This window comes from Lacunimicrobium album, assembly GCF_052161635.1.
In the GTDB taxonomy this organism is placed as follows: Bacteria; Planctomycetota; Planctomycetia; order Planctomycetales; family Planctomycetaceae; genus SXPC01.
Window position 1 is genome coordinate 4,514,155 of the sequence record NZ_CP197413.1, and the last position, 16,558, is coordinate 4,530,712.

Consider the following 16,558-nt stretch of genomic DNA (forward strand, 5'->3'; position numbering starts at 1 on the left):
ACCCGGAGTAAAACTTTCTCCAACGGGAAAACTCAATCAGTCGTCTGCTCAATCAGTCGTTTGATTGACACGAACAACCTGTTGACCCATTTGCGTTACACACAGTCATCGTTCGTCATGTGGCGAACGGGTTTCTTTAAAGGGCCATTGTGGGCGATCTTCAGTCGCGGATTGTGGAAGACCTCTCGGGCGTCCTCGCCGGCGAGGTTCACGGCGATCCCGTGACACTGGCGATGTATGCCACGGACGCCAGTCTGTATGAAGTCACGCCCTGCGCCGTCGTCGTCCCCAAGCATCGTGACGACATTCTTGCGACCATCAATTACGCCCGAGAACACTCCCTGCCCCTCATTCCCCGCGGCTCCGGGACAGGTGTCGCGGGCGGCGCACTCGGCAAGGGAATCGTGATCGATTTCAGTGTCGCCTACAACGAACTCATCGCTGACGATGGCGATACCGTCACCGTTCAAGCCGGCATGCGACTGGCGACCCTCAACCGACTTCTCAGACGCACTGGTCGCTACTTCGCCCCCGATCCTGCAAACAGCCTGACAACAACCATTGGCAGTATGCTCGCCGTCGACGCCGCCGGCTCGCATGCACTGCGCGTCGGCTCTGCTCGAGATCACGTCCTCGAACTGGAAATGCTTCTGTCCGATGGATCGAGCTTCGATGCAACACGAGTCAACCTTGCCCTGATCTCGTATCTCGATGATCCATCTCAGGAAATTCCGATCGACCTGCGCATGCCGGTCTATCGATCGCACCCACAACTGCTGCGCAGCCTCTCGACTTTGCTGTCTGCGAATGCGGAATTGATCGATAAATTCCAGCCCCCCTTAATGCGAAACGCCTCCGGCTACTTTCTGCGAAACGTCCTGCAGAACGAAGTCCTCGACCTGCCCCGCATGTTGATCGGCTCAGAAGGCACGCTGGGCATCTTCTCGACCGCCAAGCTCCACGTCTCCCGTCAGCCTGAGCATCGCGGGATGTCGATGTTCTTTTTCGACCATCTTTCCTCGGCTGCGACGTCGATCAAGACCATCCTGTCTTACCAGCCATCCGCCTGCGACCTGATCGACCGACGTCTGCTGAATCTGGCTCGCAACGACGCCCGATTCGCTAAGATCATTCCCGCGAATGCCGAAGCAGCCGTCATCGTCGAGCAGGAAGGCGCGACGCGCCAGCAGATGAGGCGACGACTCGCTGAGATCGTCCGCGCCGTCCGTCAGGTCTCCCCCAATGCCTCGATTGGCTATTCCGCCGACGATGAAGACGATGTCCAGTTCCTCTGGTCGCTGGCCGGCGGGATCGTCCCGATGCTTAACAAGATCAAAGGCGACCTGCGTCCGCTGCCGTTCATCGAAGACATCGCCATTCCTCCCGACCAGTTCGAGTCGTTCCTCAACCATGTCCAGAAAGTCTTTCAGAAGCACCAGCTCACCGCGACGCTTTACTCCCATGCGGGCACGGGACAGATGCACTTCCGTCCTTTCATGCAGCATCCTGCCCTGGATGGCGGTGTGAAGATGGAATCGCTGGCGCGCGATGTCTATCAAGTCGTCTTCGATCACGGCGGTACGATCTCCGGCGAACACGGCAACGGCCTTGCCAGGACATCCTTCATTCGTTCGCAGTACGCACAGCTGTATAAAGTCTTCAAAGAGGTCAAGCTCCTCTTCGATCCCGTCGGCATGATGAACCCTGACAAGATCATCAGTGACGATGCCCACCTGACTCGCAAGAACCTCCGTCTGTGGCGAGAAGAACCGGAAGTCTTCGACCTCGATCTCAACTGGCGCACATCGAGCGCGATCGAACAGGCCCAGTCATGCAACGGCTGCGGCGTGTGTCGTTCGACCTCGCCTGGTATGCGGATGTGCCCCTTCTTTCGCAATTCGCGCAAAGAAGTCGATGCCCCGCGTTCCAAAGGCAACATTCTCCGCCAGCACATGCAGGGGATTCTCAATCCCGAGTCGATGGCCAAGGAAGACTTCCAGGCGATCGTCGATTCCTGCTTCCAGTGCAAGCAGTGCGCCATCGAGTGTCCCAGTGAAGTTGATATTCCCCACCTTCACCTCGAAGCCAAAGCCCGCTACGTTGCCATCCACGGGCAGACTCGTTCCGACTGGTATCTGTCGCGGATTCATCAAGTCGGCAATCTCGCGACACGCCTCCCCTTCTTCGCGAACATGCTGCTGACGTCGCAGTATTCGCGCTGGCTGATGGAGAAACTCTTTGGCCTCGCGCGTCAGCGGAAGCTGCCTCGCTACCAGTCCAAAACCTTTCTGCGACACTTCACGAAGGACATGCCCGAAACGCTCGAGCAGATGCCCCCGGACCGCAGCGTCGTTTATTTCGTCGACTATTACGCCAACCAGCACGATCCTTTCATCGGCATCGCGCTCATGCGTCTGCTTACATCGCTCAACATCAACATCCTGATTCCTCCCGAACAGACGATCTCCGGGATGGGGTACCTTGCCGCGGGAGACTTCGGAGCCGCTCGAAATGTCGCCGATGTCAACCTGCGACTGCTCGGCGAGTATGCGCGAGAAGGCTATTCGATCATCTGCACCGAGCCTTCCGCAGCGATCGCGCTCAAGCAGGAATACCCCTTCCTCTCGACCCATCCCGACGTCAACGACGTCGCCAATAAGACGATCGACGCCGGCCAGTACCTGTGGAACCTGATCCTCAACGAATCGCTCAAGCCCGGAGCAGATGGTCCCGTCAGTCCATGGAAACTCAACGCCATGCCCGGCTCAGCCTGGTATCACACCCCCTGCCACACCCGCGCCCTCTGGAAGCACAGTCCCTATCTGCCACTCTTGAAACTGATTCCCGAACTCGAAGTCGATTCCCAGGACCGGGGCTGCTCAGGTATGGCCGGGCTCTTCGGCCTCTCGCAGAAGAACTTCGACCGCTCACTGGCTATGGGCAAAGACTTGATCGAAGCCAGCGCCAGCGGCGGCTACGACTTCCACGTCTCCGAATGCAGCAGCTGCAAAATGCAGCTCGAACAGCAGTCAACCACCCGCACCTTCCACCCTCTCAAACTGCTCGCCTACTCCGCTGGTCTACTGGACGAGTGGGACCCCAACAACATGTCCAAAGCCAATAGCATGCTGCTGAGCCGATAAAGGCGCGCTCGATAAAAGCAACTCAGAAGACGGGATTCGGAGTGAATCTCTTATTCCCTGTTGCTTGCGGTTGTCGGTTGTCGACAGAATGAACGATTGTGTATTGGGCGATGATGCACGCAGCGAGTTCTTGAGAGGGGCCAGGCCATGTTGAGTTTTTTCGAGACGATTACAAAGCGATTGACGGACGCCTGGAAGACTGGCGGGACGCCCGAGGAGAAGAGCTCTTATGAGTGCGTTTGTGGGCGGCCCATCTATTTTCGGAACAGTTTGTGTATCGGGTGTCAGAGAGCCGTGGGGTTTGATCCTGAAACGCAGACATTATCCGCGATTGAGCCAGGGAAGGTAGCAGGAACCTGGACGCTGGCGGAGAACCAGGAATCCGCTGTTTATAAACAGTGCGCCAATTTGAATTCGCCGATTGGGTGTAACTGGCTGGTGAGTACCGATGATGGGAATCCGCTGTGTCGGAGTTGTCGTCTGAACCGGATGATTCCGGATTTGAATGATCCCAACAACGCGGAATGGTGGCGAAACATCGAGATCGCGAAGAGTCGCGCGGTGGCCCAATTCCTGCGACTGGGGCTGCCCGTCGAATCGAAGGTGAGTGAGAATCCCGAGCAGGGTCTGATGTTTGATTTTCTGCGGGATCCTGTCGAGGGGCCACGGGTATTGACGGGACATGATGAGGGATTGATCACGCTGAATATCGAAGAGGCGGATGATGCGATTCGGGAGAAGACGCGTGTGCAAATGCACGAGCCTTATCGGACGCTGTTGGGGCATTTTCGGCATGAAGTCGGTCATTACTACTGGGATCGCCTGGTAATGGACACGCATTGGCTGGAGCCGTTCCGTGCGTTGTTTGGAGATGAGCGGGAGGATTACGATGAAGCACTGCGTCGGAATTACGAGCAGGGGCCTCCAGCGAACTGGCAGGATCAGTACATCAGCTCGTACGCGTCGGTCCATCCTTGGGAAGACTGGGCCGAGACGTGGGCACATTACATGCACGTCGTCGACAGTCTCGATACCGCGCTACGTTTTGGGTTAAAAGGTGAAGATGTCGAGCAGTCCGTCGAGCCGTTCACGGTGGAGGATCTCTATGATCCCACCGCACCCGATGCCGAACGGATTATCCTGCTGACGAACTCGTGGGTGAAGTTGACGATGATCCTCAATGAGTTAGCCCGAAGCATGGGCCAGCATGATTTTTATCCCTTCGTGATGTCACGACCGGTGCTGAAGAAGATGCACTTCATTCAGATGGTGGTGAAAGAAGAACGAAAGCGGGAAGACAAGGAATCACCGCTGGAGAAGTTCGTATAAAACCCGAAGCGACTCTGCGATTGAATGCCATCAACATTGAATGAACCCGGTTTAAGATGAGGACAAGATGTCATTAAAGCCGTTGATGATCGCCAGTTCGATGATCGAGCTGGGCGCAGGACTTGGGCTCTTGTGTCTGCCGTCGATGGTGGTTGAGCTGTTGACCGGCGTGGCGCTGGCGAGTCCCGAAGGACTGACGATCTCGCGAATGGCGGGATCCGGCTTGACGGCACTCGGAATCTCATGCTGGATGGCTCGCAACGAGGCAGGCCGAGGACCTGTCGTCTCGATGTTGTTCTACAACGTCGCGGTGGCGATCGTGCTGGCCTATGCCGGGGCAGTGCTGAAACTGTCAGGTTGGGTGCTCTGGCCGGCGGTGGGGTTGCATGGTGGGATGAGTGTGTGGTGTCTGGTCGGGTTGATGCGCAATACCAAACAACTACAAGTTAACGACGCTCCATGACCTCGCGCGGATTGTCCCCCCGTGACTCACGGGGGGCTAAATATCACTCTTCCAACACCGTATCGTCATGCTCATACCCCGGCGCACAACAACACAGAAAAACCAGATCGCTGTCCGTATCGTTATGAATGGAGTGCGACGTGCCCGGCGGAATCGGAATCGCGTCGCCAGGGCGGACACGCTGAGGTTGCCCCTGGAGGTACATGATCCCTTCGCCGTGGAGTATGTAGTAGATCTCTTCGGTTTTCGGGTGGTGATGAGACGTCGTGTGGACGCCGGGAGGGACGGTGGCTTCGGCGAGGCTTTGATGGCGAATCGACGAGTTGCGGTGCGCGAGGAGTTCGCGGATCGTGGAACCGTCTTTGGTGATGAAGGGTGGGCAGGTATCGCGGTTGATCATAGGGCTTGGGGATTGGGGCTTGGGGCTTTAATGAAGAGGCAAAAATGGGGATCTCGGATTGGTGATGATAGTCGATGAGCGGGAGAGGAATGAAGGCGAGACAGAGCGGAACCTCGCAGTGTTCATGATGATTCTTCGACAGGACTTTTCAGCCAGCGATTGATTAGATAGGATGTCTCTTTGACCTGAGCCTTGGCGGGCAATGCTGAGGCGGGTGAGTTGGTTTGAACTCCATTTTTTGTACGTGGTTTTGAGATGCCTCCACAAAAGCTTTACGACTACAGTCAGTACAATTTCGACAAGCCGATGTTCGACATCCATGAGATTCGCAAGGTGAATCCTCAACGGGATTCGATGGAGCAGCTCTCTGGTGTTGTCCACGTGGACCCAGAAAAGCACGGAGTCGTCGGGTACAAAGATGTGACCGAGAATGAATTCTGGTGCACAGGTCACATGCCAGGTTTTCCACTCATGCCCGGCGTGATTCTGTGTGAATCAGCCGCTCAACTGGCAGGGTTTTATGCCCGTAAGTACAAAGTCCTCGGGGGAGATTTCCTGGGGTTCGGCGGGATGGAAGATGTCCGGTTTCGCATTCCGGTCTATCCGAACAACCGCTTGATCCTGTGTGCCCAGATGACGAACCTGCGTCCGAATCGAATGGCACATTTTCAGTTCCAGGGCTTCGTCAACGATCAGATGGTCTTCACAGGAACAATGATCGGCGTACCGATTACACGGGCGAGTTCGATTCAGCATGACCCGCAGTAATCGCGAGGAAGCTGACACGGATAAGATAAGAGATTGAACCGCAGATAAACGTAGATAAGAGTCGAGCGTTTGAAATCGTCTGATGAAACTGAACGGTGATTGATGGTCTGCACAGCGGACCCTACTTGATGAGATTCGCACGGATGCGAGATTGTGCACGGAGGCACGTTTTCTTTTTTGGAATGATGGGATGTGGGGTTGATGGCTCAGCTTGCTCCGCCGGTTGATCTTCGGCCTTATTTCATTTCACTCGATGAACTGCCGCTGCCTCTTGATCCGCAGGAGCTGTTTGTTGCGCGACAGCCTTTAGAGATCGATGTTGGATGTGGGCGCGGGTTGTTTGTGCATAATGCTTCGACGTCGACGCCAGAGGTGAACTTTCTGGGTCTGGAGCTCGACTTCAAAGAAGGCCGACGCGGGGCGATGCGGCTGAAAAAGAAAGAACAGCCGAATGCGCGGGTGATTGGGGGAGATGCGAAGAAGGCGTTGTCGCAGTATTTTCCGGAAGCGTGTGCCGAAAAGGTGCATGTCTATTTTCCGGACCCCTGGTGGAAGAACAAGCATCACAAGCGTCGGCTGTTCACGGCGGACTTCGTCGAGATGGTGCTCAAAATGCTCGTCGACGGGGGGGAACTGCATCTCTGGACCGACGTGACGGATTACTGGGAGATGGTCCGCGAGACGATGCAACCCGTGACGCTGTTTGAAGAACTGGAGCCGCCCGCAGAGCGGGAGCCGGAGCATGATCTGGATTATCAGACGAGTTTCGAGCGGAAAAAGCGTCAATCCGGGTGGCCGATCTATCGAGGACGCTGGAAGCGAGCAGCTCGATAACGCGCCCTGTGTGCCACGGCCGTGTCGGCCGTGAGTTTTTGATCGGGGCATACTTTGAAGCTCGGCAGGGCTGACACAGCCGTGGCACACGGGGAGAGGGGAAAAGAGAAAATCCGCTCAAACAGATGTGAAAACAATAATTGTCTTGACAATCTTTTGCCGATGTCTTTAATTTGATGAATGGAAACAGATCTCCCCATCGTCATGGGAAGTCTGTTATTCTGCATGGAAGTTTGCACAACGGTTGTTTTAACATTCGTAAGTCCGTTCTGAACCGCCACATCGAACCTGACTCTGGTCTTCGGGGAGAATGCTCATGATCGCTTCACTATCAGAAAGCAAAAAGCCGCATGTCATCGTGATTGGTGGCGGGCCCGCTGGGTCGACGGTGTCGACGCTGATCGCTCAGAAGGGTTACAACGTCGTGCTGATGGAGCGGGAGAAGTTTCCCCGTTTTCACATCGGGGAATCGCTGATTCCCGAGACGTATTGGGTTTTAAAGCGTCTCAACATGCTGCCAAAGATGCAGAAGAGTCACTTCATCAAGAAATACTCAGTGCAGTTCGTCAGTGAACGGGGGCGACTCTCGGCTCCGTTTTACTTCCATGACAACAAGCCCGAGGAGTGTTCCCAGACGTGGCAGGTTAAGCGGAGCGAATTCGACACGATGATGATCGACAATGCCTCGGAACATGGCGTCGATGTGCGTCAGGGTGTCCGCGTGATGGAAGTCGTTTTTGAAGGTGATCGCGCGGTTGGCGTGCGTTATCAGAACGAAGACGGCAGCGAGCATGTGATGAATGCGGATGTCGTCGTCGATGCCAGTGGCCAGTCAGCGATGCTGATCAACCGCTTCAAGATGAAAGTCTCAGATCCGCAGCTGAATAAGGGAGCCATCTGGACGTACTGGAAAGGTGCCTACCGCGATACCGGCAAAGACGAAGGAGCCACGATCGTTCTCGCCGTCAAAGAGAAAAAGGGCTGGTTCTGGTACATCCCGCTGCACGACGACATCCTGAGCGTCGGGGTCGTCGGAGACTTTGATTACCTGTTCAAAGGACGTGGAAATCACGAGCAGACGTACTTTGAAGAAGTCGAACGCTGCCCAGCGTTGAAAGAGCGGATCTCAGGCGCAACACAAGCCGACAAAATCCATGCCACCAAAGACTACACCTACCGCGCACAAACAGCGGCAGGCGATGGGTGGGTCCTGGTCGGGGATGCGTTCGGATTCCTCGATCCGCTGTATTCTTCAGGCGTACTGCTGGCGCTGAAATCTGGTCAACTGGCCGCCGATGCGATCTGCGATGCACTCGCCAAGGGTGACACGACGAAGGCTGCTCTCGGAGCCTGGGAGAAGGATTACGTGACCGGCATGAACCGCATGCGACAACTCGTCGTCGAGTACTACGAAGGTTTCAACTTCGGCGCCTTCATCCGCAAGCACCCCGACTATCGTGGCAAGGTGACCGACCTGCTGATCGGCGATCTGTTCAAAGAAGAACTCGATCCCGTCCTGGAAGCCGTCGATGCGATGAAAGCAGAACAAGCCGAAATGGCTGACGTGACGGCGATGTAAGTTTGATTGGTCAAAATGATTTTGAGAGGCCGCAGTTTCCAATGGAGACTGCGGCTTTTTTTCATTGCGCAACAGAAAACCTCGGACAGTGTGCCACGACCGTGTCGGCCGTGGGATTTTGAGACACAGGTCGATATGCTGTCGGCACGGCTGGACACAGTCGTGGCACACGTGTCGAGGTTTGCGTCATGACAGGAGTGAGTTGAATGCCGATCGTGCGAATTGATGATGTAACAGATGAGCGGCTCGCGGTTTATCAGGAAGTGCGGCAGACGAATTTGACGCGGTGGTCGGGGCGGTTTATTGCGGAGGGGTGGCGGGTTGTCGAGCGGCTGATTGCGTCCGGGCTGGAGGTCGAGTCGGTGCTGATCAGTGAGCGGAGAGGGGAGGAGTTCGGGCCGTTTTTTGATCGGCTGGCTCCGGAGGTGCCAGTGTATCTGGTTGAGCAGAAAGCGGCTGAAGGACTGGTCGGGTATAACTTTCATGCGGGGGTCTTGGCCTGTGGGAAGAGGCCGGGGAATGCGACGCTGGAGGAGCTGGTTGAAGGCAGGAGAGCACTGCAGGGCAAGCCAGCAGTGGCACACGAGGATAAAAACGCACTGGTACAGCCAGTGGCACACGGAGTTGGAACTGAGAGAGAGAAGACTGGGCGGCTCGTGTGGTGTCCGGGGTTGAACTCGCCGGAGAATCTGGGGACGATCATGCGACTGGCGGCGGCGTTTGGGGTCAGCGGGGTGCTGGTGGGGCCGGGGGCGCCGGATCCGTTCAGTCGGCGTGTCGTGAGGACATCGATGGGGAACCTGTTCTCGCTACAGGTGCGTGAGGTGGCGAATGCGGTGCAGGAGATTGAGTGGCTCAAGCGAGAAGCTGGGTATCAGGTCTATGCGACGGTGTTGAGCGAGAAGGCGGTTGATCTCGATCAGGTGGTGCCAGCTGAGCGGTCACTACTCGTGTTTGGGAATGAAGCAGAGGGTTTGAGTGAGCAGTACCGAAAGCTGGCAGATGTGGAGATAGTGATTCCAATGGCAGAGGGAGTCGACTCGCTGAATGTGAGTCATGCGGCTTCGATTTGTCTGTATCACTTTCGAGGGAGGAAGGCTGGAACGCATAGGTCAGGGAGTTGAGCGGACGAGAATGAAAGAGTGCTGGTGCCCTCGAATGTTGATTGCACGAAGCAGGCTTATTGGCGCGATTCCCTCATCCGGCCTTCGGCCACCTTCTCCCGGGGGGAGAAGGGAGCGAATCATGCGGATCAATCAGGTGATCTCACGAACAAGGATGCGATTCCCGCGGACTTGGAGGACTTCGACTTCGGCGTCCTGGGAGATAAAGCCCCCTTCGCTGACGACGTCGTAGATGTGGCCCTCGATACTGGCTTTACCGGCCGGGCGGAGCAGGGTGGCGGATTTGCCGCGCAGGCCGACGAGGTGGGGACCGACACCAGCAGCCGAGGTTGAGATTTCCCCCGAGAGGTCAGGGCGAAGGCGCGGGCCGCCTTGCTGGGAATCTGTGTCCGGGTGCAGGATGAGGGCGTTGAAAAACGGGATCGACGGCAGCATGTTCGAGATGACAGCCCCCATGATGATGACGGCTGCGAGCGTCCCTGAGAGAGTCCCCATCGTACGCAGCAGGTTGAACCAGTCGCCGCCGACTTCATAGTTGCCGAAAGTCTGGAAGGCCATGACAAGCGAGCCGATGACCAGGAGGATGCCCGTAATTCCAAAAACGCCGAAGCCCGGAATAACGAAGATCTCCATCAGAAGCATTCCGGTGCCGAGGACGAAGAGGATGACTTCGAGCCAGCCGGAGGTGCCGCCGAGAAACTTACTCCAGAAGAAAATCGAAAAGCAGATGACCGAAAGGATGCCGAAGAAGCCGGTGAAAAAGTGAGCTTCGATGTACAGAAACATAATCCCCAGAAACAGCAGCAAACCAGCGACAGCGGGGGAGGCGAGGGCGAAGATCATCCCATCAACCCAGGTACGTTCGACACCGACCAGGCGCGTCCCTTCAGGAAGTCCGAGGCGGGCTTGAAGGTCGGCTAGATCGCTGACCGTCGCGGTTGCCAGTTTGAGTTCGACGGCGCGGTCGCCGGTGACGGTGAGAAGGAGATCGTTCTCGGATTCTGGCACGACGCGGCCTTTGATCCACTCGCCATTCGAGCGGTGGATTTCGTCGTCGGATAGATACCAGCGACGACCGTTATCGCGGTGGGTGACTTCGTAGACATCCAGGTCTTTATCAGACATGGCTTCGAGGAGTGCAGGGGGGCGGCCCTTTTCTTCGCCCAGAGATTTCAGGCGCTGACGAAGCGGTGAGAGAATCTTCTCGGGAACGCGTTCGAACTGCCCACCAGGTTTGATCTCCATCGGCCCTGCATCGCCAATGCGGGCGTCGGGGAGGATGTAGATTTCGTCACACGCCAGCGCCACAATAGCGGCTGCGGAGTAGGCGTGGTCCGGGATAAAAGCGATCGAACGGACCTTCTGGTCGCGCAACTGGATGATGCGGTTGGCAAGGTTCTCGCCGGAGAGCAAATACCCGCCGGGGGACTGGATCTGGAAGATGATGGTGTTCGCGCGGGCCGAAGTGGCGCGGTCGATCTGCCGTTCGATGAAGGCTTCGAGCACCGGGTCGATCGTCTCGGTGATGTGAATGAGACGGACGGCGGGTGATTTGCCGAGAATGAGGTCTTCGCGCATTGCTTCGGCAGGAAGGCCATAGGTTTGGGCGAGGGCGTCTTTCGAGTCCGCCGTGTGTTGAATGAGGAAGCCAAGAGCACGGGCCTCGCTGGCAGAGAACGCGCCTTGCTCGCCAGGCTCTTTGATGGTTTCGAAATCAGTGATCTCCAGACCGGAGTTGATGAGCTCCTGCTGCTCGGTTTTGGTGACGACTCGTTTTTCAATCTCATCACCACGGGCGATCGTGATGACTCGAACCTCAGCTTGAGGATCCAGCATGCCTGTGACGAGAGCCCGACTGAGCTTGGGGTTATAGCGTTTGTCAATGAGTTCAATGATGCCCTGACGTTCGCCGGGTTCGACAGGCTTGCCGAGTCCGATATCGCCAAGCGATGCATCGGGGTGCATGACGATTTCTTTGCAGCCCAAGGCGACAAGAGCGTTGTGACCAGTCAGTGACTGTGGCACCCAGGCGACAGTCTTGACCCGGCTGATTGAGTTCGCAGTCAGGTCCTTGGCAACGCGCATCGCCTGAAGCAGTTCGCTCGAACCCGGCAGGACTTCGAGGACAAGAATGGCTTTGCGGTTTTCGAGGGTCGCTTGTTCCTGAAGTTTGAGCGCAGTGTTGCGAATGCGACCGACGGTGGAATCGTCGATAGTCCCTTCGACAGTCACAAATTGAGCCAGGACCGGTTTGTCGGCTGGTTTGGCTTCGACTGGCTTGGCGTCGTTGGCGGGCACTGGATCTTGAGCCGTGGTGACGCGGGCGTTGAGAACGCTCAGCAGAGTCAGCATCCAGGCCAGGAGCAGTCGGGATGGCCGAAGGTGTCGCATGGAGTCGTCTTTTCTCAAATCAACATCAGCATTGTCGAACTCGCCGAAAAACACATTGCGCTCGAACGATTTCGACACGCAGCAAGGAACGCGGTTCATTCATGATCGGTAACGCATTATAGGCTTAACAAATTTGCAGGGTCAAACTTTGAGGCCGCGAACTGCCACGTAGAACCTGAACGGGTTGGCAGCCGATCAGGATCACGCGGAGTAGCTTGATTTGGTGGCTAACCGAGAAAGAATCCGAAAAGCGCGGCAGGAAACAACACGCCGCTGCCATCGAATGCCGACAAACTCTTGTCGGTACAGCAGGCAAATCATGCTCGATGAGGGCTGTTTTCGCCAAAACGGATGAGTTCCGGGAACGGTCCTTGCCTCTGCTCCCTGTCTCCGCTTAGCTTTTATTTAGACCATTCTCGTAAGTGTTCTCGCGTTTAGATGCAATGCAAGCAGGCGTGGCAACCAGAAGGACGGTATTTTGCAAGACTCCGCTGAGAAAACGATGGAATCTCGAGGTTTGGCCGATTTTGACCCGCTGACCGTCAATCCCTCGTTCGACGAAAAAACGCTGCAACCTCCCGGATCATCGTGGCTGCACGTCGCGACGACTCTCGTGGGAGTCGTCGGGCCCATTTTGGGCCTGATCGCCGCCATGGCATGGAGCATCTCTCGTGGTTATCTCGATCTGACTCAATTCATGATCTTTTTTGTCGGCATCAACCTGACAGGGATGGGGATCACAATCGGCTATCATCGCCTGTTGACGCACCGTTCCTTCGAGACGATACCCGCAATCCGGGCCTTCTGGACGGCTATGGGCGCGCTCGCTGTTCAAGAGTCGCCCATCAAATGGGTCGCTGCCCACCGTAAACATCATGCCCTGAGCGATCGACCCGGCGACCCGCATTCTCCCTCTCTCCATGAACCAGGGTTCTTCAACAGTCTGTCTGCGTTCTGGTACTCCCACATGGGATGGCTTTTCACTGGTCATCTTCTCACGCCCGATTATGAGCGTTACGCGCCCGATCTGCTCCGCGATCCGCTCATTGTCTGGTTTCACAAAACCTGGTTATTCCTCTGGTTTCCCCTCGCTTATCTTCTTCCAACAGGGATCGCCTGGCTGATCACAGGAACGGCTGAAGGTGCGCTCCTGGGCTTCTTATGGGGAGGGTGTGCCCGCGTCTTTGTTGTGCAACATGCTGCCTTCACGACAAACTCGATCTGCCATTTATTTGGCTCCCGTGATTACCAGTCTCATGACGATTCCCGCAACAATTACCTGTGTGCCCTGTTCAGCAGCGGTGAAGGCTTTCATAACTCTCACCACGCCTTCCCGAGTTCTGCTCGTCATGGACTGGAATGGTGGCAGTTCGATACCTCATGGTACGTCATCTGGATGATGCATAAGCTCGGCCTGGCGTGGAACGTTAAACTCCCGACAGCCGCTCAAAAGGCTCAAAAGCGCGTTCGATAGTGGACACGGAAGGCGTCTTGGACAGCCTCGTTCTCTCTTCTGCTTTGTCGTGGGATAGGCTTTCTGCATTCCACAATCACCGACACCATTCCCTGTGTGCCACGGCTGTGTCAGCCGTGCCTTCGCGCAGTGAACGTCCACTAACACGGCTGACACAGCCGTGGCACACGTTCAACTCATCGCGATCCATAAAAAAAGCCCCGAGGATGAACTCGGGGCTTTTGGTTTTTGCTGAACATCGATGTTCGTTACGAAACGGCTTCGAGTTTCTTTGCCTCGTCTACGACGGCTTCGAAGTCGAGTTGTTTCTGATCGCCGACTTCTTTGACAACAACCCGGATGAGGTTCTTGCCTTCAAAGGAGCCTCGGAGGAGTTCCTCGGCGAGTGGGTCTTCGATGAACATCTCGACCGAGCGACGCAGTGGGCGGGCACCGTAATCGAGGTTCTCGCCTTCGTTCCCCTTGGTGATGAGGAATTCACGGGCGGCTTCGTCGAGCTCGAGACGGACACCACGTTGACCGAGGCGTTCGCGGACTTTCTTGAGTTCGATTTCGACGATGTGTTTGAGATCATCGCCGGTCAGTTTACGGAAGACAACGACTTCATCCAGACGACCGAGGAACTCGGGCTTGAAGGTCTTGTGAAGGACCTGCATCAGCTCGCGCTTCATGTTGTCGTATGTGGAATCGGCTGTCTTGGAGGCACCGAAGCCGAAGGAGGCTCCGCTGGTGATGATGTCAGCACCGGCGTTCGTGGTCATGATCAGCACGACGTTTTTGAAGTCGACCTTGCGACCGAAGCTGTCGGTCAGGTGGCCTTCTTCCATGATCTGCAGGAGCATGTTGTAAACGTCGGGGTGAGCCTTCTCGATTTCGTCGAGCAGCACGACGGCGTACGGACGACGTCGAATCCGCTCGGTGAGTTGGCCACCTTCTTCGTAACCGACGTAGCCTGGAGGGGCACCGATCAGACGGCTGATGTTGTGCTTCTCCTGGTACTCGGACATGTCGATCTGGATCAGGCTGTCTTCGTCGCCGAACATGAATTCTGCGAGCGTCTTGGCCGTGAGCGTCTTACCGACCCCGGTTGGACCTGAGAACAGGAAGACCCCGACTGGTCGCTTGGGATCTTTCAGACCGCTGCGAGAACGTCGAACAGCCTTGGCGACCTGCTTGACCGCTTCGTTCTGACTGACGATCCGCTTGTGAAGTTCTTTCTCCATCTCGAGCAGACGGGTCGCGTCTTCGCTGGAGATCCGCGTCAGAGGAATGCCGGTCATCTTGGCGACGACGGTCGCGGCGATTTCGCCATCGACGATGCCATCGACCTGTTGAGCCTTCTGCTTCCATTCGGTCGAGATGTTTTCTCGCTTTTGGCGGAGCTTATCGGCCTGATCTCGCAGATTGGCGGCTTTCTCGAAGTCCTGATTGGCGACCGCTTCTTCTTTGGCGAGATTGAGCTCTTCGATTTCGTCGTCGAGTTCTTTCATATCGGGCGGACGGACCATCGACTTCAGACGGACATAGGCACCGGCTTCATCAATGACGTCGATCGCCTTGTCTGGCAGGCAGCGTCCGGTGATGTAGCGAGACGACAGCTCGACCGCTTTTTCGATCGCGTCGTCGGTGATTTCGACACGGTGGTGTTCTTCGTAACGATCGCGCAGACCCTTGAGGATCTCGACAGTTTGCGCTTCGGTTGGTGGGTCGACGACGACGGTCTGGAAACGTCGTTCCAGAGCAGAGTCTTTTTCGATGTACTTGCGGTACTCGTCAAGAGTCGTCGCACCGATACACTGCAACTCGCCACGAGACAGAGCAGGCTTGAGGACGTTCGACGCATCGATCGCACCTTCAGCTCCCCCTGCACCGACGAGTGTGTGCAACTCATCAATGAAGAGGATGGTGTTGCGGGCACGTCGGACTTCGTTCATGACCGCTTTGATCCGCTCTTCGAACTGGCCGCGGTATTTGGTCCCGGCGACCATCATCGCGAGGTCAAGCACGACGATGCGTTTGTCGCGGAGCAGATCCGGAACGCTCCCATCGATCACCATCTGGGCAAAGCCTTCGACGATGGCGGTCTTACCAACGCCTGCTTCCCCGAGGAGAACCGGGTTGTTCTTTTGGCGTCGGCAGAGAATCTGGGTGACGCGTTCAATTTCTCGTTCGCGGCCGATGACCGGATCGAGCTTGCCTTGCTTGGCCAGTTCGGTCAGATCGCGACCAAAGCTGTCCAGGGCAGGTGTCTTGCTCTTGCTGGCCTTGGCAGAGCCGGTGGTTGCTCCGCCAGGATTGCCACGCTCGCCGGTGTCGGCGGTTTCGATGCCGTGACCCAGGAGGTTGAGGACTTCTTCGCGGACGTCTTCGAGCTTGAGTCCGAGGTTCATCAGAACTTGGGCAGCAACCCCTTCCTGCTCACGGAGCAGGCCGAGGAGCAAGTGTTCGGTCCCGACGTAGTTATGGTTGAGGTTGCGGGCCTCTTCCATGGCGTACTCGATGACTTTTTTCGCACGAGGCGTTTGAGGCAGTTTGCCCATGGTCACGAGTTCGGGACCGGGCTGGACGATGTTTTCCACTTCAATGCGGATTTTGCGAAGATCGACGTCCAGATTCTTGAGAACGTTAGCGGCTACCCCTGATCCTTCTTTGACCAGACCCAACAGAATGTGTTCGGTGCCGATATATTCGTGGCTGAAACGTTGAGCTTCCTGGTTGGCCAGTTGCATGACCTTGCGGGCTCGATCGGTAAATCGTTCGTACATGTTTTGCTTTCCCTCTTCTTAATGCTGCTGAAGTTACCCGCCGTGGATCGGTCAGCGAGCCGGGGCTCTGCCGTTATGGCAGATAATTCGCTTGTGAAGGCGCTAAATGGGAATGATATGCAGGTTGTGTGCCCGAAGTTTGGATGTGCGTCGGAACGTCGATCACACTGGATTCTAGTTCGGGGTCGGACTTCCGACAAGACAGGGCGGAAAAGTTGGGGCCGGTAGGCTTCCAAAGATCCGGATTGCTGGGGTTGGGGAGTCCAGAGTCAACGCATAGGCGCCAAG

Annotated in this window: 11 protein-coding genes; 8 read left to right on the forward strand and 3 right to left on the reverse strand. The window is 56.3% G+C overall.

All coding sequences use genetic code 11. The features are described 5' to 3' along the window. Nucleotides 1-149 precede the first annotated feature (149 nt). The 3 genes from SH248x_RS18160 (at nucleotide 150) to SH248x_RS18170 (ending at nucleotide 4,935) form a co-directional block, all read left to right on the forward strand. A complete protein-coding gene (locus SH248x_RS18160) occupies nucleotides 150-3,143 on the forward strand; it encodes an FAD-linked oxidase C-terminal domain-containing protein (protein WP_459555726.1) in 2,994 nt (997 codons plus the stop codon). A gap of 147 nt (nucleotides 3,144-3,290) precedes the next feature. Further along, the gene (locus tag SH248x_RS18165) at nucleotides 3,291-4,472 is read left to right on the forward strand and encodes a zinc-binding metallopeptidase family protein (RefSeq protein WP_459555727.1); all 1,182 of its coding nucleotides are present in this window, start codon (nucleotides 3,291-3,293) and stop codon (nucleotides 4,470-4,472) included. 67 nt (nucleotides 4,473-4,539) lie between these two features. Continuing rightward, a complete protein-coding gene (locus tag SH248x_RS18170) occupies nucleotides 4,540-4,935 on the forward strand; it encodes a hypothetical protein (RefSeq protein WP_459555728.1) in 396 nt (131 codons plus the stop codon). A gap of 43 nt (nucleotides 4,936-4,978) precedes the next feature. Here the strand turns inward: SH248x_RS18170 and SH248x_RS18175 are convergent, their stop codons facing one another. Beyond that, nucleotides 4,979-5,335 carry a cupin domain-containing protein gene (locus SH248x_RS18175; protein WP_459555729.1) on the reverse strand — a complete coding sequence of 119 codons (357 nt, stop codon included), beginning with the start codon at nucleotides 5,333-5,335 and terminating at the stop codon, nucleotides 4,979-4,981. Nucleotides 5,336-5,590: 255 nt separating this feature from the next. Here SH248x_RS18175 and SH248x_RS18180 point away from each other — a divergent pair, with 255 nt between their 5' ends. The 4 genes from SH248x_RS18180 (at nucleotide 5,591) to SH248x_RS18195 (ending at nucleotide 9,640) form a co-directional block, all read left to right on the forward strand. Then, entirely contained in the window at nucleotides 5,591-6,103 is a 513-nt protein-coding gene (locus SH248x_RS18180) for a 3-hydroxyacyl-ACP dehydratase FabZ family protein (RefSeq protein ID WP_459555730.1), read from the forward strand. 201 nt (nucleotides 6,104-6,304) lie between these two features. Continuing rightward, nucleotides 6,305-6,937, forward strand: coding sequence for a tRNA (guanine(46)-N(7))-methyltransferase TrmB (trmB, locus tag SH248x_RS18185; protein ID WP_459555731.1), 633 nt, complete (start codon nucleotides 6,305-6,307; stop codon nucleotides 6,935-6,937). Between the two features lie 316 nt (nucleotides 6,938-7,253). Further along, nucleotides 7,254-8,516: an NAD(P)/FAD-dependent oxidoreductase gene (locus SH248x_RS18190; protein ID WP_459555732.1), complete on the forward strand. Its 1,263-nt coding sequence runs from the start codon at nucleotides 7,254-7,256 to the stop codon at nucleotides 8,514-8,516. A gap of 206 nt (nucleotides 8,517-8,722) precedes the next feature. Then, nucleotides 8,723-9,640, forward strand: a complete 918-nt coding sequence (locus tag SH248x_RS18195) for a TrmH family RNA methyltransferase (protein WP_459555733.1) — start codon at nucleotides 8,723-8,725, stop codon at nucleotides 9,638-9,640. A 132-nt stretch (nucleotides 9,641-9,772) separates the two neighbouring features. Here SH248x_RS18195 and SH248x_RS18200 read toward each other — a convergent pair whose 3' ends face one another. Then, nucleotides 9,773-12,031, reverse strand: coding sequence for an NfeD family protein (locus tag SH248x_RS18200; RefSeq protein ID WP_459555734.1), 2,259 nt, complete (start codon nucleotides 12,029-12,031; stop codon nucleotides 9,773-9,775). A 502-nt stretch (nucleotides 12,032-12,533) separates the two neighbouring features. Here SH248x_RS18200 and SH248x_RS18205 point away from each other — a divergent pair. Next, nucleotides 12,534-13,505: an acyl-CoA desaturase gene (locus tag SH248x_RS18205; protein ID WP_459555735.1), complete on the forward strand. Its 972-nt coding sequence runs from the start codon at nucleotides 12,534-12,536 to the stop codon at nucleotides 13,503-13,505. 248 nt (nucleotides 13,506-13,753) lie between these two features. Here the strand turns inward: SH248x_RS18205 and SH248x_RS18210 are convergent, their stop codons facing one another. Further along, nucleotides 13,754-16,270, reverse strand: coding sequence for an ATP-dependent Clp protease ATP-binding subunit (locus SH248x_RS18210; RefSeq protein ID WP_459555736.1), 2,517 nt, complete (start codon nucleotides 16,268-16,270; stop codon nucleotides 13,754-13,756). Nucleotides 16,271-16,558: the final 288 nt, after the last annotated feature.